Here is a 17,648-nt window from a genome sequence, read left to right as displayed (position 1 = left end):
GAGATGTGAGCCCCGCAGGACTGCCAACCGCCACCCTGGCGGCGGAACGGGTCGCCGCCTTACGCGATCTGCTTTCCACCACCAAACTGCCCTACACGCTTCCCGGTGCCCCCAAAGCCAAAGCCAGTGCTAAGACAGTTGTAGACCAACTCACCGACTACGTCCTGCCCCGACTAGCCAGCCTGGACGCGCCCCTGCTCGCCGTAGTTGGTGGCTCAACCGGTGCGGGAAAATCCACCCTGGTCTCCTCCCTGGTACGGGCCCAGGTGGCCGCTTCCTCAGCCATCCGCCCCACCACCCGCCGCCCACTGTTACTGCACGCCCCAGCGGATGCCCTCTGGTTCAACACCGACCGAGTTTTGGCGTCTTTGGCCCGCGTGCGCGTTCCTGAAGGGTCCCCACCCACCCCCGCCGGAGAAGTCACGCCCCGAGAGGTCGAGCTGCGCGCCTGCTCCAATCTGCCGGCTGGACTAGCCCTGCTCGATGCCCCCGACGTTGACTCGGTGGTGGAGGAGAACCGGGCCCTGGCAGGTACCCTCCTGGCCGGAGCTGACCTCTGGGTATTCGTCACCACCGCAGCCCGCTACGCGGATGCTGTTCCCTGGGATCATCTACGTGAAGCTGCTAGCCGTGACATTTTGGTAGCCGTGGTCCTGGACCGGGTGCCGCCGGGAGCTGGGGAAGCTGTGGAGGCCGACCTACGAAAACGCCTCGTAGATGCGGGAATGGGGCAGGCTCCGGTGTTTCAGGTTGCTGAGAGTCAGCTTGATGCGCAGGGCTTTTTACCTGATGCCCTGGTAGCTCCACTGCGCAGTTGGCTCGCCCAACTGGCTGCCGACGCCGTCGCCCGGCACGCTGTGGCCCGCCGCACCGCTCAGGGGGCCTTGACTGCTGCGCTAACCCGTTCCAGTGAGGTGGCCACAGAGCTCGGCGAGCAGGCCCAGACCGCTGAGCGCTTAGCCGCCCTGGCCGCTGAGAATCACATGGAAGCCGTGCGCCGCCTGGAGGCGGCCACAGCCGATGGGGCCATGCTGCGCGGCGAGGTCTTGGCCCGCTGGCAGGAATACATCGGCACCGGAGAGTTGCTGCGGGCCTTGGAGAGCCGGGTGGGCTGGCTGCGTGACCGCCTGGGCAATGCCCTGCGCGGGAAGCCCGCCCCCTCGGAAACCGTGACTGCTGCGATCGAGGAGCAGCTGGCCGCCCTGGTGGTGGCCGAATGCCAGCGTGCAGCGCTGGAGACCGAGCGAGTCTGGCGCCGGGAGGCAACCGCTCCCTACGCCCTGAGCGTGGCGCTCTCTGAGCTGCCCACAGCGGCTAGTTTGACCGAGCAAGCCGGTGATCTGGTGCGTGAGTGGCAGGGAGATGTGCTGGCTTTGGTCCGTTCTGAGGGGGCGGATCGTCGTCTGACCGCCCGCGTCCTGTCCTACGGCGTCAACGGGATTGGGCTGGCGCTAATGGTCTTGGTCTTTGCTCATACCGGCGGCCTAACCGGCAGTGAGGTCGGCATCGTTGGCGGCACAGCAGTGCTGGCACAGAAGGTGCTGGAAGCCGTCTTTGGAGACCAAGCTATGCGCAGCCTCGCCCAGCGCGCCCGACAAGATCTACACGACCGCTGGACCGCCGTACTGAACCAGCAGCTGGAGGCTTTCACTGCCGCTCTGCCTCCGGTGCTTCCTAGCAGGCAACAGCTTGTGGAAGCTGTAGACGCTGCGGCAGCTGGCCTGCAGGCGCTGAGTCAGGAGGCCAAGGCATGACCATGTTGCCTATGGGGCCCCGCCTAGGCCGTGCAGGTACTGCCTTATCGCAGACAGAAGGGCTGGATCGTGCCCTGTGGCAGCTGTCCCGTGTGACTGAATTGGGGGAGGGGCTGCTGGATGAGCGGCAGCTGCAAGCCGCCAGACAGCTGCATGAGCGAGCTGGACAGCGGCGTCGCCTGGCCCCCAGCCTGACTGTGGCGGCACTGCTAGGAGCTACCGGCTCTGGCAAGTCTTCACTCTTTAACGCGCTGCTGGGCCAGGAGGTGGCTCGCACTGCCGTCACGCGCCCTACCACCACCAAGCCCTTAGCTGCAGTACCTGCCGCTACCGCCACCCAGGCCAAGGAAGCTACCGCACTGCTGGATTGGTTGGGCGTAGACGAGCGGGCTGAGGTAACTACCGCCCCCGGGGCCGCCGCCCTGGGTTCCGGCACCGTGCTGCTGGACCTGCCGGATATCGACTCTGACGCCCGCGAACACCGCGTGATTACCGAAGGCATGTCCCAGCTGGTCGACGTGCTCGTTTGGGTTTTGGACCCGGAGAAGTATGCCGACGCACTGGTGCACCGTGACTTCCTCTCCCAGCTGTATGAGCACGCCCGGGTCACCTTGGTGGTGCTTAACCAGGTGGACCGCTTAGCGCCAGCCGACCGCCAAGACGTGCTGGCGGATCTGGCGCGACTCCTGAACCAGGAGGGGCTGGGTAGTTCAGCACTGCTGGCGGTCAGTGCCCGCACCGGCGAGGGCCTGGAGGCTTTGCGCGAGCAGATCGCCCAGGTCGCACAGGCGCGCACTGCCCGCGATGAGCGTTTGTCAGCTGATGTGCGCCACTGGGCTACGCAACTCAGTGACCAGCTTGGAATCAAGGCCACCAGTGGCAGCGGGCAGAGCCAAGCAGAGGGCGCCGCCACTGAGCCCTGGGATGCGCTACGCCAGGCGGCTCGGGCCGCTGCCTCAGTGGAGCTGGTCAGCCAGGCCGTCTCCGGCTCTTACCGCCGCAGCGCGCAGCTGCGGGTCGGCTGGATTCCGTTGCGCTGGTTGGCCCGGCTCCGCAAAGATCCGCTCCGGGTCCTGCACTTGCTGAAAGACCAGCCAAAGCGTTCAGCAACTGCGGAATCTGGGCGCGACGTCGTCGTGGGCCGCTCGTCGCTGCCAGCACCATCAGCCGCAGCCGCTGGAACTCTGCGCACCAGCGCACATAACTGCGCCGCTGCAGCCCTTGCCGCTCTGCCGGAAAACTGGGCAGCCGAAGTGCTGGCCCGCTCAGACCAACGTGCCTTGAAGCTGCCCGAGGCGCTAGACCGCGCCGTCGTAAGTACTGACCTAGAGAGCGGCAAAGGCCCCAACTGGTGGAAGCTGGCCAATTCCTTCCAGTGGCTCAGCCTGGTGACGGCTTTGGTGGGTGGCGCCTGGCTGCTTGGTCTGCACCTAGCGCGCAGCTACCTGTTAGTTAAGGTTTCTCCACCAATGCTGGGAAGGCTCCCGTACCCCACTGTTTTGCTGGGTATTGGGCTCCTTTCGGGCCTACTACTTGCCGTGCTCGGGACCTTGCTGGCACGTATTGGTGCTCGCCGAGTCGCGGCCCGGGTGCACAAGCGCTTATATAAAGCTGCCGACGCCGTCGTGCAGGAGCAGGTGATTGCTCCGCTGCATGAAGAACTGTACTCCTGGGATGAGCTCACCAGCAGCATTTTGGAATTGCGCAGCTAAGCCCAGAGCGGTGCTAACAGCTAGATCTGGCGGGAGGCCTCACTTATCGGTGAGGCCTCCCGCCAGCTTCAAATTAGTGTCTCAGACACAGGCTTGCAGTTCACCAGCGGTCGCCGCGCCCCTGCCGCGGGCCACCGGACTTGCCAAAGCCCTTGCCACCCCGGCCGCCGTCGCGATTACCCCGGAAACCACCGCGGTCGTTGTTGAAGCCGCTGCGCTCACCACGGTCGCCACCAAAGCTACGGCCACCGTCACGGTTACCACGGAAACCACCGCGGTCGTTGTTGAAACCGCCGCGCTCACCACGGTCGCCACCAAAGCTACGGCCACCGTCACGATTACCCCGGAAACCACCGCGATCACCACGGTCATCCCAACGCCGCTCACCGCCGCGCTCGCCGCGACCACCGAAGCCCCGGCCACCGAAGCCGCGCCCGCCGTCACGGTCTCCCCGGAAACCACCGCGCTGACCACGCTCGCCCCCAAAGCCGCCCTTGCCACGAGGCCGCCCAGAGCGCTCACCAGCGAAGTCTGAGGGAGCATTGCCGTCATTGTCTCCACCATGGCCAGGGCCCTGGTCCACACGAATGCGCAACTCGCGGCCACCAAAGGTCGCGTGCTTGAGCCGATCCAACTGCTCTTGGCTGAGCGGCGTGTGCACCTCAACCAGAGAGAAAGACTGCAGGATGTCGATCCGGCCAATATCAGAGCCAGAGATACCCGCCTCATTGGCGATCGCACCAACAATCGCGCCGGGCAGGACACGGTCACGGTGGCCAACCTCCAAGCGGTAGGTGGTGCCGAAGCCATCCTCATGACGGCGTCCGCCGCGAGCTGCCCCGGGCTTGCCTTCGGGACGTTCGCGGCGCTCCCGGCCGCCCTCAAAGGAAGCAGAGACAAAGGTGCCCTCAGAGTCCACATTCTCCTCGCGGCGCACGCGCTGACGCGGCTCACCCTTGCGCTCTTCACGGGTACGCGGTCCCTCGTCACCTACAGACAGGGCCAGCAAGGTGGCGGCAATGTCAGTGACCTCCACCTCCAGCTCCTCAGCCTTGGCGGCAACTAGCTCCGAGTACATCTCCAGGCGACCACGCTCCAGACGAGCAGTCACCCGCTCCAACAGTCTGCGGGCGCGATGCGCGGAAACATCCGCAGGGGAAGGCAGGGTGATTTCCTCCAGGCGGGTGCCGGTGAGGCGCTCGATCTGACGGAGCTTGCCCTTCTCCTTGGGAGTGAGGAAGGTGACAGCCTCACCGTGGCGGCCCGCGCGGCCAGTGCGGCCGATACGGTGCACGTAGGCCTCGGCCTCGCGTGGCACATCAAAGTTCACCACTAGGCCAATGCGGTCAACATCCAGACCACGGGCGGCAACATCGGTGGCTACCAGGACATCCAGCGTGCCGGCCCGCAGGCGCTCCACTAGCCGCTCGCGCTCGCGCTGTGGCACGTCACCGGAGATAGCTGCGGCCTGAATGCCGCGGCCAGCCAGCTCAATGGCTACATCCTCAGCGGTGGACTTGGTGCGCACAAAGACAATTGCGGCCTGTGCCTCCGTCACTGCCAATACGCGGGCTACGGCGCCGATTTTGTGGCGGAATGGCACCACCGCGTAGGTCTGATGCACGGTGTCCACGGTGGAGGCCTGGCGGGAAACCTCCACATGCACCGGGTTGGTCATGTGCTGGCGGGCCACGGCCTGGATCGCCGGAGGCATGGTGGCGGAGAACAGAGCTGTGCGCCGCTCACCAGGAATGTCAGAGGCAATCGTCTCCACGTCCTCAGCAAAACCCATGCGGAGCATCTCATCGGCCTCATCGAGGACGAAGAACTTGACCTCCTCCAGCGTCAGCGCGCCCTTCTCCAGCAAGTCAATGATGCGGCCGGGCGTACCCACAACCACCTGCGCGCCTGCCTTAAGAGCACCGATCTGGGGGCCGTAGGGGGCACCGCCGTAGACAGCCACCACGTCCAGGCCGCGGGAGCGGTGAGCCATATCCGAAATGGCCTCGGCACTTTGCAACGCAAGCTCACGGGTGGGGGCCAGGACTAGCGCCTGCACAGCGCCGTTGCGGGCGTCTACAGCATCCAGCAGGGGCAGCCCGAAGGCTGCAGTCTTGCCGGTTCCCGTCTGGGCCACGCCGACGACGTCGCGGCCGGAGAGCAGCACGGGAATGGCCTCCCGCTGGATGGGGGTGGGGGTTTGGAAGCCCATGTCGGTGACTGCACGCAGCAGGTCTTCAGGCAGGCCTAGATCAGCGAAGGTCATCTCTTCAGACGACTTGGCTGGCTCGGGCTCCTCATCGTCGCCCTCCAGGAAGGCGGCGTGTCCGTCTACCTGGTCTTCGTCAATATCGTCGTCAGTCTCGTCTGTTTCCTCTTCCTCTGACTCGTCCTCAGGATCGAGCTCGGGGGCGTTGGTGTCGACGTCGTCGGCCTCCTCCTCGTGATCCAGGTCTGCAGGATCCTCGGGAGTGTCAGCGGAGACGGGGCTGTTGAAGTCCTCAGGAGAGGTGGAGTCGACCGCCGCGGAGAAGAGGTCGTTTAGGCTTAGGGGGGCGGTCTCGGGGGCGGCGCCGGAGCGCCCCGTCGGCTCGGAGCCGTTGACGGAGTTAGACATATTCAGGTTTTCCCGTTCTGGTCCCAGCAGTGGGCTGGGACTCTTGCGGAGTGTGGGGGAGGGCAACTCGCCCTCCGCTCTTGCCGCACCGGACCCACCACACTCGCCCCTGCCCGCTCAGGGGCTAAAACTGGGGGCTATACGCACAGACTCACGGGCAACCAGTCACCAAAGGTGTCCGGAGCCCGAACGGGGTTCCTAGGATGCGGTTCGCTCCTGTGCCGAGCCTACGGGACCGGCGTGCCTGGAAATGCGGCAACGCAAGGGATCACAGGTGACATGGGTCTCGCAACCCATAACTGATGCGGGCGCAAGCCGGACCTCCACTGCTTTGGTGGCGATACGATGGGGCCTCAAGCAGCCCACGCGGGCTGGCCGTTCCAGACGAAAGGTGGAATCAATGGGCGTGCTCCCAACTCCCCAGGATCCAACTGAGGTTAGCGGGGCCACGCGGCCAGAGATCCCCACACCATTGACGGTGGAACGCATCGCGGCCTTGTTCAAGGAGCGCGGCTATGTCTTCTTCATCGACTCTGACGGCGACCTGGGCGGAACGTGGGAGGACGCTACCTTCTACTTCCTGTTGCATGGAGAGAACAAAGAGGTTCTGCACATTAGGGCGCAGTACCCTGGCACGGTTGACGCCGCCTACCTGGAGAAGGTCCGTGAGGTTATGGAGACCTCACACCGTAGCCGTCCATGGCCGAAGGCTTTCTATCGCATTGACGACGAGGGTGACATTCGCGTCTACGCCTCCCACACGGTCGACTACGAGCACGGGGTGACTGATGCCCAAATCCTGCAGCACGTCGACTGCGCTATCAGCGCCATCTTGCGCTTGTTCGAGTCACTTAACGAGTCCCTAGGCCGCTGAAAGGAGCCTGACCATGTCCTGGTTCTCTCGCCGTCGTAAGTCGGAGGCAACCTCATCGAGCGCCTACGCAGCTGCCCCGGCTACATCCGCTGTGGCTGCCAATGCAGCGGGAGCTGCGGCAACCCCACCAGCGCCGGGCCAGACTATTTCTGCTGGCACGCCGGTCACTCCGCTTAGCAAAGACCGCTTGACCCGGCTCATCGAGTCGCGCGGCTGGAAGTGCCAGATTGATGACGACGGCGACCTGACCGGCCGCTGGGATGACGACCTTGTGAGTTTCATGCTGCGTGGCGAGCAGGAGGAAATGCTCAACGTTATGGGCCTGATGCTCGAAGACGTACCCATGAGCAAGCTAGACGAGGCACGCTTTGCCATAGACGAATGGCACCGTGAGCACCTGTGGCCAGTGTGCTTCTGGCGGGAGAATGATGACGCCGGCCTGACCTTTACCATCGGTGCTGCTGTAGCGGTGGACTGGGAGCCTGGCGCCACAGATAAGCAGCTACTCCAGCACCTGGAATGCGGCCTTGCTACTTGCGGTCAAGCCTTCGCAGACTTCCGTGAACGGCTAGCCCTTGAACCCTATGTGGAACCTGGTCCCTGAGCTAGGCGCTGGCGGTCTGGCCTGGCGGCCCGGGCGTTGAGCAAGCCGCAGCCTTGACATCAATTTCGTCACGGATGCCGCAGAACCGCATTCCACCGCTACTATGTTCAGAGACCGGTAGCTTTGCACAGCCATTGCCTACCAACACGCAGAACATCCTCGCTATCGAAATGGTTGGTTCATGTCGGACGGTTTGAGCTTCACGCCCTCGGGGCGCCGGGCCAGCAGGCTCGCGTGCCGCTGGGTCAGTGGTCTTGGCGCCGTCGTGTTGGCAGTGGGAATTGCAGTTGGCGGAGTGGATTCAGGCGCTGTCGCTGCCCCTTCTGACGCGCCCACAACCCCAGTGGCGGGCCCACAGGTAGGCGTGGCGGTACCTGAAAAGAGCACGCCGACGCCCACTTCCACCCCGCATACGGAGCCGCCGTCAGAGGTGCCTATGCCTCAGCCTGCGCCGGACAAGGATCCTGCGCCGCTACCGGCCCCGCCCGCCCCGCCCGCTGAAGAACCAAAAGATGCCCCGGCGCCTCCTGCAGCACCGTCTGAGCCAAAGCGGAATATCCAGATCATCCCGGGGGCAGAGGTCAGGTCGCCATCCACTGGGGGAAACCCCGCGGCGCCTGCCACCGGCGCGAATCAGCCCGCTGCCGGGCAGCCGCCCGCAGCTGCCACTGCGGCGCCGCATTACCCTGCGCAGCCAGCAACAGCCGCCGCATCAGAGGCTCCAGCGTCTTCGTCTCCTAGTGCCAAACCTGGCAGTAAACCGGACGCCGCGCCCACGGCGCCTGTTAGCTCAGCGGACCAGCTCACCAAGGAAAACGCTGGTTCCGTCTCTGGTGGTCGCCAGGGTAATGAGGTGACCCTCTACCTGCCTTCTGATGCGGTAAGCCCCAAGGAATGGGTTTCCGTGTTCACCTATCCCGGCGCGCAGGCAACTGACTGGTTGGAAGTGTCTAACGAGCGCTCCATAGTCATGAACATTGCAAGTATGAAGTCGGGCTCCTACAAGCTGGCCGTGGCTAACAGCACCGGAAAGCTAATTGGCTGGGCGCAGCTGGAGATCTCCGAAGAGAACCAGACTGACGGCCGGAATGCCCTGGCCCCAGCTGTTGGCGCCGCTGATTCTGACAGCGGCATGGGGGGAGGCGACTGGTTGCTTCTCGGCGCAGCTGGTGTGCTCGTCGCCGGTGCCGCTGGATTCATTTTCCTGACCCGCCCCAGGACCCTGCGCGGCATCTGAGGGCATCCTCAAGCATGCGAGTAGGGCACTGCCTGGGGCCTATTTTCTCCTTCTCTAGCGGGGTGTGCGCCCGGTTGGCTGAGGCCTGTTGCATGCGGCTAGTGCAAGTGCTGGCAGCAGTAGGCCTGCTGGGGTTGCAATTAGCTGCACCGTTGGCGGCGCCATTAGCTTGGGGAGTGGAAGACTCCGATTCGACCCTTGGCACGGCGTCAACGGTCAGCCCATCGACCGTGGCCGCTGGTGGCACCCTTAGCTACACTTTGAGTGGCTTTCCAGCGAGAGCTCAGGTGGAAATCCTGCTCGACGACGTCGAGACCCAGGTGCTTGGCACGGTGACAGTTGGGGGAGACGGCACCTCCTCAGGCACGGTTGAACTTCCTAAGCTCATAGGTATGGGCCCACATTGGTTGCGTTTCCGTAGCAAACCGGCGCCCTTGCCCACCGCGTCTTCAAGCTCTAGCAGTGCCGCCCAAACGCAGGGTGCAAGCCCAAGCCTCACGAGCGGAGCGGCTCAGGCCACAGCTGCGCCGAGCCCGGCAGTGAAAAACAAAAGCCCCTTCTTTAGTGTAGGGGAAGTAACGATTATCGGAGCGGCACCAGCCCATCGGCCACCGGCAGCCGCAGGTGGCGGAGAAACGGGAATGCCGAATGACTCAGGCACAGCCGAGCAGCACAGGAGAGAATTCTCGCCCCTGTCGGGAGCGGTGCTGGCAACGGCCGGTGTGGTGACGGCACTGGCGGTGGGCATAGTGCTTAACCGACGTCGGCGTCTTGCCCTCAGCTTTGGTGAGCAGGGTTTGTAGCGGCGGCGAGGGCGAGCGGTCGCAGCGGGCGGGCTAAACTCGCCTGCGGCGCCCGCCCGTCTCGCGGTGCGCCCCGCCGGGCACCGGCTCAGTGTCCCCAAGGGAAGGACCCAGCACCATGCTGCGAACCCGTACCGCTGGCTCACTGCGCGCCAGAGACATCGGCCAAGAAGTCACTCTCACCGGCTGGGTGGACCGCCGGCGTGACCACGGTGGCGTCGCCTTCATCGATTTGCGTGATGCCTCTGGCATTGCCCAGGTGGTTATCCGCGAAGAGGTCGCCCATGACCTGCGCGCTGAGTACGTCCTAAAGGTCGTCGGCGAGGTCTCCGCACGCCCTGAGGGCAATGCCAACCCCAACCTGCCGACCGGTGACATTGAGGTGGTTGTCTCCGACGTAGAAATCCTCAACCCCGCTGCCGCGCTGCCTTTCCAGGTCTCTGACCACGCGGAGGACGCTGGCCAGGTTGGTGAAGAAGTCCGCCTCAAGTACCGCTACCTAGACTTGCGCCGCTCCAAGATGCAGCACGCTATTCGCCTGCGCTCTAAGGTCTCCCAGGCTGCCCGCAAGGTACTGGGCGAATATGACTTCGTAGAGATTGAAACCCCCACCCTGACTCGCTCCACCCCAGAGGGGGCCCGCGACTTCCTGGTCCCTGCCCGGCTGGCACCCGGTTCCTGGTACGCCCTGCCCCAGAGCCCGCAGCTGTTTAAGCAGTTGTTAATGGTCGCCGGCATGGAGCGCTACTACCAGATCGCCCGCTGCTATCGTGACGAGGACTTCCGTGCGGACCGTCAGCCAGAGTTCACGCAGCTCGACATGGAGATGAGCTTTGTGGAACAGGAGGACGTCATCAAGGTAGCTGAAGACGTCCTTAAAGAGATTTGGGCGCTGATCGGATATGAGCTGCCCACCCCGATCCCGCACATGACTTTCAAAGACGCCATGGAAAAGTACGGCTCGGACAAGCCCGATCTGCGCTTCGGCCTGGAGCTGGTGGAGCTAACTGAGTTTTTCAAAGACACCACCTTCCGGGTCTTCCAGAACCCCTATGTGGGGGCAGTGGTTATGCCCGGTGGCGCCGCGCAGTCCCGCCGGACTTTTGACGCCTGGCAGGAGTGGGCTAAGCAGCGCGGCGCCAAGGGCCTAGCCTATGTCACCATCTCGGAGACCGGCGAGCTTGGCGGCCCGGTGGCCAAAAACATCACCGACGCCGAGCGGGCTGGGCTGGCTGAGGCCGTGGGGGCTAAGCCCGGCGACTGCGTCTTCTTCGCTGCCGGTGGTGTCGATGCCTCCCGGGCACTGCTAGGCGCAGCGCGCCTGGAGATCGGCAAGCGCTGCGGCCTGATCGATGAAGATGCCTGGTCCTTTGTGTGGGTGGTGGACGCGCCCCTGTTTAAGCCCTCGGCACAAGCCAGTGCTGACGGCGACGTTGCGTTGGGCAAGTCCGCCTGGACCGCAGTGCATCACGCCTTCACCTCGCCCAAGCCCGAGTGCCTGGACACCTTTGATACCGATCCGGGCAGCGCCCTGGCATACGCCTACGACATCGTCTGCAATGGCAACGAGATCGGTGGCGGCTCTATCCGTATCCACCGCCGAGACGTGCAGGAGCGAGTCTTCAAGGTTATGGGCATCGGTGAGGCTGAGGCGCAGGAGAAGTTCGGCTTCCTGCTCGACGCCTTTAAATTCGGCGCTCCGCCGCATGGTGGCATTGCCTTCGGCTGGGACCGGATCGTTTCTCTGCTTACGCATGCCGAGTCCATTCGTGACGTGATCGCCTTCCCGAAGTCCGGTGGCGGTTACGACCCGCTAACCGATGCGCCTGCTCCGATCACTGCCGAGCAGCGCAAGGAAGCAGGTGTGGACGCCAAAGCTGAGGAGCTTAAGGCTTCCACTAAGGCTTGAGAAGGCCTTGGCAACTGGTGTTCCGAAGCGAGGCTAGGGCCCAGGACCGTTGAGGTCCTGGGCCCTAGCCCTTACTTGAGGAAGCGTGCCTTAGGCGGCGTGGGTGCAGGTCTCGCAGCTGCAGTCTTCGCAGGTGCAAGAGGAGCAGGCGTCATCGCAGTGCTCACAGGAGCAGGTGTTGTGGTTGCAGGTGGGGCAGGAGCAGTCCTCGCAGGTGCAGGTGGCGCAGACGCCGGAGCACTCGGGGCACTGGCAGGTGTCGCACTCGTCGTAGTGGCCGTTGTCCTCGTGGTGGGCGTGCCCGTCGTGGATGTAGTCGACGTGGTCGCCGTGGATGACGGCCAAGTGGCCACAGTCAGGTCCGTGGGTGTGGTGGTGGGCCTCGGCAGGACGGTGGGTGGTGGTGCTCATGGCGTGCTCCTCATTGTTAGGCTGCTCCCAAGAGATGAGCTGTGGTGATCACATTGAGGAGCAGCAGTTCCTTCCTGAAAAGAATAAACGCAAGAATTGCCGAATGCCAAACATGAAAATGTCTCTCATGAACGAAAACAATGCATGAAAATCATTCTCGGAATGTTGTCCACGCGAATTGAGAGTCATTTCCATTCTGGTGAATCGCCGGGCTGGTGCGCTTGGCCGGTGCTGAACCCTGCCGCAAGCAGTGATCCTGGCGCACAATAGGGGCATGTCACGCTACCTGGAGATTCACCCGGACAATCCGCAAGCTCGGCTCGTTGACAAGGTCGTCAGTGTGCTGCGCGACGGCGGCCTGATCGCCTACCCCACAGACTCTGGCTACGCTCTGGCCTCGGCCCCTGGTAACAAGGAGGGCTTGGACCGAATCCGCGCCATCCGGCAACTCTCGGACAAGCATGATTTCACCTACGTGTGCGCAGACTTCGGACAGGTGGGCCCCATCGCCATCGTCGGCAACAATGCTTTCCGACTCATCAAACGGCTCACCCCGGGGCCCTGGACCTTCATCCTCAAGGGCACCAAAGAAGTGCCACGCATGAGCCTGAACGCCAAGAAGCACACACTGGGGGTGCGCATTCCCAAGCACGCCATCACTCAAGCGCTAGTAGCGGGCTTCGGTGCACCAATCCTGTCCTCAACCTTCATCCGCCCCGGGCAGGAGCAGCCTGAAACCAGTGGCTGGGAGATCGAGGACTCCCTGGGACACCTGATCGACGTCGTGATTGAAGGGCCAGTGAGCTCCACTGAGCCGACCACCGTCGTCGACCTCACGGCAGATATGCCAGAGGTCGTGCGCGCCGGCGCCGGAGATATCAGCTTGCTCTGAGAAGCCTTAGGCCGAGTGCTCAAACCTCGGCCTGAATACTCAGTGCGCTAGTGCAATCCGTGCGTGGAGTTTGCGCAGGGGAGCAGGGGCCCACCAGTTCCACTCGCCCAGCAGCGTCATAGTGGCAGGCACCAGCAGCATGCGTACGAGTGTGGCGTCCAGAGCCACAATGATCGCCATGGCCAAGCCGATCTGCTTGACCACCAGCAACTGACCAGAGACGAAGCCCACGAAGACCAACACCATGATTAGGGCAGCTGAGGTGACGATCCTCCCGGAGCGTTGCAAGCCACGCTCTACAGCAGTGTCATTGTCCTCCCCAAGGTCCCAAAACTCCTTGATGCGGGACAGCAGGAAGACTTCGTAGTCCATCGCCAGGCCAAAACCGACAGCCACAGCCGTGATCACCACATAGGTCTCCAAGCCGCCAATCGGCGTGAATCCCAGCAAGCCGGAGCCATAGCCGTCCTGGAACACCCAAGTCAGCAGTCCTAGCGAGGCCAGCAGGGAGATGACGTTGATGATCAGCGCCTTCACCGGCACCAAGAGCGATCCGGTCATTAGGAAAAGCAGTACAAAGGTTGCCAGGACTATCACTAGGCCGGCTACCGGCGCGCCTCTTAGCACTGCGTCATGGAAATCCACCTGGCTGGCAGCCTGACCGGTGACCCACATCGGCACCGGCGGGGTGGTGGCGCGCAAGGCCTGCACAGCCTGCTCCGCCGTTGTTGAACCCGGGTCTCCCTGTAAGTCTAGGTAGAGCACGGTGTATCGCCCGGCGGTGGCCGTCTGGAGCACCGCATTCACGCCCTCAGCTTTGGACACAGAGTCGTTTACAAAGCCCAGGACGCTCTCACCAGAGCCAGCTAGCACTACCGTGGCATCAGGTGCCTGGGCTGCCGGGTAGTTCTCCGCCAAGGTGTTCAAATATGCCCTTTGGTCGGAGTTTGGTGGCAGCAGTTCCTCCTTGGAGGAGAGCATGTGTAGGTGACTGACGGGTGCGGCCATCAGCACCAACAGCACCAGGCAGGAAACCAGCACCACCCAGGGGTGCTGGTGCACGCGACGCGCAATCGCGGAGAAGACTCCCTCCTCGCGACTCACATCACCTAGCCGGGCCTGCAGCGCACCCAGGCCGGGAATCCGTGCCAGGGGAGAGGGCTGCAGCAAACGCGTGCCTGCAATGCTGAGCAGAGCCGGAACGAGCGTTAGGGAAACCACCACGGCGGCCAACACCACCGCGACCCCAGCCAGGCCAATCAGCCGGAGCACCGCCGGGCGCAACAGCAACAGGCCGAGCAGGCAGATAGCCACTGTCAAGGCTGAGAACAGCACCGTCCGTCCCGCCGTCGCCAAAGTAACTTCCAGCGCGTCAGGCACAGGGCCGTGGCGCCGTCGGCTTTGCTGCTGCCCCGCCTTAGAAGCTCCCTCCTGGGCGCGTTTGAGCTCTTCACGGAAGCGGGAGGTAATGAGCAGGCCGTAGTCGATGGACAGGCCCAGGCCAATCACGGAGACGATATTGACCACGAAGGACTGCAAGTCCATGGCGTGGCTGAGTAGGAACAAGGCTCCAAGTGAGCAACCGATCGAGACCAGCGCACCGGCCAACGGCATCCCTGCCAGCAGGAAACCACCAAAAACCAGCACCATCACCACCAGTGCCAGTGGCAAGGAAACCACTTCACCGTGCACGAGGTCTTGCTGCACCTGATTGTTCAGGGCAGCAGTCATCAGATCCGCGTGGGAGACGATGCCCTTGGCTTGCGGAGCGACCGCCGCAAGCTCACCAGGCACCTGACGCATCCGCTCGGTCACTTTGGCAACCAGGCGCTCAACTTCCTTAGCGTGCTTAGCGTCTTCCGCCTTGGCTACTTCTGGGCCGTTTGGATCCACCTTCGCCACAATCAGGAAGCCATCGAGCTTGGACGAGGCTAGGGCTTGCGCGGCATGCTCACTTAGCATGCCCGGGACCACAAAGGGGTCCACCACATTGGTCTCGCCCACGAGTTCGCGCAGATCGGCATGAGCTTGGGTGAGCGCTTGTGCAACCTGCTTTTGCTGCTCCTCACTCTTGATATCGACGCCGGTTACCAGCAGGGTGACAGGTACGCCGTCACCCGACAGTGAGTCCAGGACCTGCTGGCCTTCAGCACTTGAAGACCCGGTCACTAGACCATCACCAGCCTTAAGGCGGTCAAAGAGGCTTCCGCCTCCCAGGCCCACTAGCGAGAGCGTGGCCAGTATCGCGGCGACAGCTGCCCACACCCCGACGATGTACCAGGCGTCTTTAACAATTCGACGCGATAGCCAGGAGAGCATGGCGGTATTGTCTCATCTTTAGGGCACAAGATCGTTGAAGCCGGGCAGGTAGGCTCGGATACATGGATTTGTTCGAGGCGCTCGGTACTGACGACGACGGCGTCCCTAACAACGCCCACGCCCCGTTGGCAGTGCGCATGCGGCCCAAGAACCTAGACGAGGTGCTTGGTCAAGACCATCTCCTGGGCGCGGGCTCGCCCCTGCGTCGCCTGGTTGAGCCGGCAGATGACTTCCAACGGGGCGCCGGCGTTTCCTCAGTGATGCTCTGGGGCCCGCCCGGAACCGGCAAAACCACCTTGGCCTACCTGGTGGCCCGTGCCAGCGGACGTCGTTTCGTGGAACTCTCCGCCGTCACCGCAGGAGTCAAGGACATTCGCCAAGTGGTCTCTGAGGCACGCCGTCGACTCGTGTCCTCCGGGGAGGAGACGGTGCTCTTTGTGGATGAGGTCCACCGCTTCACTCGCACTCAACAGGACTCCCTACTGCCAGGGGTAGAAAACCGTTGGGTGACTTTAGTGGCTGCCACCACGGAGAATCCCAGCTTCTCTGTGGTCTCCCCGCTGCTGTCTCGCTCCCTCCTGCTAACCCTGCACCCATTGGAAGCTGACGCTATCCGTGCGCTCCTAGACCGCGCCGTTACGGATCCGCGCGGTCTGGATAGGGCCGTGCGCCTGGGGGAGAAGGCTCGCGAGCAGATTGTCCGCATGGCTGGCTCAGATGCCCGCAAAGCCCTGACCATTCTAGAAGCCGCTGCGGGAGCTGTGCAGACCGCTGTAGGTCAAGCCTCCGGTGTCATCGCGGAGATTAGCCTGGGCGACGTTGAGCGGGCTGCGGATGTAGCGGCCGTTCGCTATGACCGCGCCGGAGACCAGCACTACGACGTGATCAGTGCCTTCATAAAATCCATGCGCGGCTCGGACCCCGACGCCACCTTGCACTACCTAGCCCGCATGCTGGCAGCGGGGGAGGACCCGCGCTTTGTGGCTCGTCGCATCACCATCCATGCGGCTGAAGATGTGGGTTTGGCTGACCCCAGCGTGCTGTCCACTGCGGTGGCCGCACAACAGGCGGTGGCGCTTATCGGCATGCCGGAAGCACGCATCGTGCTCGCGGAGGCTGCCCTGGCCGTGGCCACAGCCCCCAAGTCGAACTCGGTTATTGCAGGCATTGAGTCGGCACTTGCTGATGTGCACGCGGGCAAGTCCGGCGTCGTGCCGCCGCACCTGCGCGACGCCCACTACCCGGGTGCCAAGGAACAAGGGCACGGTGTCGGCTACCTTTACCCTCATGACTATCCACACGGCGTGGTCGCCCAGGAGTATCTGCCAGAGACACTGCGCGGCGTGCGTTACTGGCGCCCTTCCGCCAATGGCAATGAGCGGCGACTAAGCGAGCGCATGCAAGCCGTACAAGCGATTCTGCGCCCCACGCCTGCCAAGGACCCCGAGGCGACTGGAGCCGCTGGCAAGAGCGGCAGTGACGCACCCAAGGAGTCCGCTTGAGCAAGGACCTAAGCACCACCGCACCTAGCTGGCGTCGCACCACCCTGGTGGCGCTTACCGGCGTGGCTGCTGGCCTCCTTTCAGGACTGTTCGGTGTGGGCGGTGGCCTAGTAATCGTGCCTGCTCTAATCGCAGTGGTGGGCATGGAGCAAAGACGCGCTTCGGCCACCTCCCTGGCCGCCATCGTGGTGACAGCCGCAGTAGGTGCCTGCAGTTACGGCCTGCGTGGTGAGGTATCCCTGGTGGCTACCTGCTTCCTAGTGCCAGGTGCTTTAGTGGGCACCCAGCTGGGGGCCTGGCTGCTGCGCCGACTGCCTTCCCGCACCTTGCCCTGGGTGCTGATTGGCTTCGTGGGCCTGGTGGTGGTGCTGCAACAGCTGCACGTCCCGGTGCGTGAAGCCACCCTGTCCCTAGACCTCTGGCGGGGCCTGGCACTCGTGGGAGTGGGTTTGCTCTCCGGCATTATGGCTGGGCTGATTGGCGTAGGTGGCGGCAGTGTGATCGTCCCGGGCCTGGAGCTGGCCGTGGGGTTGGGCGACCTGCTAGCTCGGGGCACCTCCCTGCTCGTTATGCTTCCCACCGCCATCACCGGCACCTGGACCAATCTCCGCCACGGACTGGCCGACCTGAAAGCAGGCGTGATCGTGGGGACAGCCGCTGCCGTGACCGCGCCATTTGGGACCTGGCTGGCGGCTTATGTGACTCCCAAGCAGGGCAGTATCCTTTTCAGTCTCTTCCTAATCTGGGTCGCCACTACCACTTTGCTGCGCGCCCGCCGTCAGGGCCGTCGCCAAACTTCTCCCGCCCAGCTGGGGCAGCAGGAGCAGAAGCTGAAATCATGAGTATCGGCTCACAACCGGGCGTCGCGACTCGCCTCCTGACCTGACCGGCCGGTAGAGTGCCCGAGTTGCCTGCGGCCGTTAGTGCGGAGCAGGCGACTCCTGGGGTCCAGGCCCAAGCAGGCTGACCCCGCGCCGCGAGCACCAAGCTCACGGTGTGCGACCACTCCGACAG

The 17,648-nt window shown here is 63.7% G+C and carries 12 protein-coding genes; 9 read left to right on the top strand and 3 right to left on the bottom strand.

Features of this window, described 5'->3' with window-relative positions; translation table 11 throughout:
• Positions 1-5: 5 nt before the first annotated feature.
• Both DR039_RS08685 and DR039_RS08680 read left to right on the top strand, forming a co-directional pair.
• Positions 6-1,754, top strand: coding sequence for a dynamin family protein (locus DR039_RS08685; protein ID WP_229116903.1), 1,749 nt, complete (start codon positions 6-8; stop codon positions 1,752-1,754).
• A complete protein-coding gene (locus DR039_RS08680) occupies positions 1,751-3,466 on the top strand; it encodes a GTPase (RefSeq protein ID WP_229116902.1) in 1,716 nt (571 codons plus the stop codon). Before DR039_RS08685 ends, DR039_RS08680 begins: the two co-directional genes overlap by 4 nt.
• Positions 3,467-3,566: 100 nt before the next feature.
• Here the strand turns inward: DR039_RS08680 and DR039_RS08675 are convergent, their stop codons facing one another.
• Complete coding sequence (locus DR039_RS08675; RefSeq protein WP_111837086.1) at positions 3,567-6,083, bottom strand: DEAD/DEAH box helicase; 2,517 nt, start codon at positions 6,081-6,083, stop codon at positions 3,567-3,569.
• A gap of 400 nt (positions 6,084-6,483) precedes the next feature.
• Here DR039_RS08675 and DR039_RS08670 point away from each other — a divergent pair, with 400 nt between their 5' ends.
• From DR039_RS08670 to aspS, 4 genes are all read left to right on the top strand, one after another.
• Positions 6,484-6,957, top strand: a complete 474-nt coding sequence (locus tag DR039_RS08670; protein ID WP_170166884.1) for a type III secretion system chaperone family protein — start codon at positions 6,484-6,486, stop codon at positions 6,955-6,957.
• Positions 6,958-6,970: 13 nt separating this feature from the next.
• Positions 6,971-7,561 carry a type III secretion system chaperone family protein gene (locus tag DR039_RS08665; protein WP_111836982.1) on the top strand — a complete coding sequence of 197 codons (591 nt, stop codon included), beginning with the start codon at positions 6,971-6,973 and terminating at the stop codon, positions 7,559-7,561.
• Between the two features lie 853 nt (positions 7,562-8,414).
• On the top strand, positions 8,415-8,798 hold the full coding sequence (locus tag DR039_RS08660; RefSeq protein WP_111836981.1) for a hypothetical protein: 384 nt from the start codon (positions 8,415-8,417) through the stop codon (positions 8,796-8,798).
• A 921-nt stretch (positions 8,799-9,719) separates the two neighbouring features.
• Complete coding sequence (aspS, locus tag DR039_RS08655; RefSeq protein ID WP_111836980.1) at positions 9,720-11,510, top strand: aspartate--tRNA ligase; 1,791 nt, start codon at positions 9,720-9,722, stop codon at positions 11,508-11,510.
• Between the two features lie 90 nt (positions 11,511-11,600).
• Here the strand turns inward: aspS and DR039_RS08650 are convergent, their stop codons facing one another.
• On the bottom strand, positions 11,601-11,921 hold the full coding sequence (locus DR039_RS08650) for a hypothetical protein (protein WP_111836979.1): 321 nt from the start codon (positions 11,919-11,921) through the stop codon (positions 11,601-11,603).
• Positions 11,922-12,195: 274 nt separating this feature from the next.
• Here DR039_RS08650 and DR039_RS08645 point away from each other — a divergent pair, with 274 nt between their 5' ends.
• Complete coding sequence (locus DR039_RS08645) at positions 12,196-12,813, top strand: L-threonylcarbamoyladenylate synthase (RefSeq protein ID WP_111836978.1); 618 nt, start codon at positions 12,196-12,198, stop codon at positions 12,811-12,813.
• Positions 12,814-12,852: 39 nt separating this feature from the next.
• On the opposite strand, the gene DR039_RS08640 is transcribed toward DR039_RS08645, so the two are convergent.
• Positions 12,853-15,132: an MMPL family transporter gene (locus tag DR039_RS08640; RefSeq protein ID WP_111836977.1), complete on the bottom strand. Its 2,280-nt coding sequence runs from the start codon at positions 15,130-15,132 to the stop codon at positions 12,853-12,855.
• 62 nt (positions 15,133-15,194) lie between these two features.
• Between DR039_RS08640 and DR039_RS08635 the strand changes: the two genes are divergently transcribed.
• Complete coding sequence (locus tag DR039_RS08635) at positions 15,195-16,634, top strand: replication-associated recombination protein A (protein WP_111836976.1); 1,440 nt, start codon at positions 15,195-15,197, stop codon at positions 16,632-16,634.
• Positions 16,631-17,476, top strand: coding sequence for a sulfite exporter TauE/SafE family protein (locus DR039_RS08630; protein ID WP_111836975.1), 846 nt, complete (start codon positions 16,631-16,633; stop codon positions 17,474-17,476). Before DR039_RS08635 ends, DR039_RS08630 begins: the two co-directional genes overlap by 4 nt.
• The last annotated feature ends 172 nt before the right edge of the window (positions 17,477-17,648 follow it).

This window comes from Actinomyces bovis (assembly GCF_900444995.1).
GTDB lineage: Bacteria > Actinomycetota > Actinomycetes > Actinomycetales > Actinomycetaceae > Actinomyces > Actinomyces bovis.
Note: the sequence above shows the minus strand (reverse complement) of the source record. Positions and strands in the feature narration are given on the sequence as shown.

What these genes read in the sequence shown, in the direction of transcription:
- DR039_RS08680 (WP_229116902.1), top strand. Translation starts at nt 1,751, where the DNA reads ATGACCATGTTGCCTATGGGGCCCCGCCTAGGCCGTGCAGGTACTGCC.
- DR039_RS08675 (WP_111837086.1), bottom strand. Translation starts at nt 6,083, where the DNA reads ATGTCTAACTCCGTCAACGGCTCCGAGCCGACGGGGCGCTCCGGCGCC.
- DR039_RS08670 (WP_170166884.1), top strand. Translation starts at nt 6,484, where the DNA reads ATGGGCGTGCTCCCAACTCCCCAGGATCCAACTGAGGTTAGCGGGGCC.
- DR039_RS08665 (WP_111836982.1), top strand. Translation starts at nt 6,971, where the DNA reads ATGTCCTGGTTCTCTCGCCGTCGTAAGTCGGAGGCAACCTCATCGAGC.
- aspS (WP_111836980.1), top strand. Translation starts at nt 9,720, where the DNA reads ATGCTGCGAACCCGTACCGCTGGCTCACTGCGCGCCAGAGACATCGGC.
- DR039_RS08650 (WP_111836979.1), bottom strand. Translation starts at nt 11,921, where the DNA reads ATGAGCACCACCACCCACCGTCCTGCCGAGGCCCACCACCACACCCAC.
- DR039_RS08645 (WP_111836978.1), top strand. Translation starts at nt 12,196, where the DNA reads ATGTCACGCTACCTGGAGATTCACCCGGACAATCCGCAAGCTCGGCTC.
- DR039_RS08640 (WP_111836977.1), bottom strand. Translation starts at nt 15,132, where the DNA reads ATGCTCTCCTGGCTATCGCGTCGAATTGTTAAAGACGCCTGGTACATC.
- DR039_RS08635 (WP_111836976.1), top strand. Translation starts at nt 15,195, where the DNA reads ATGGATTTGTTCGAGGCGCTCGGTACTGACGACGACGGCGTCCCTAAC.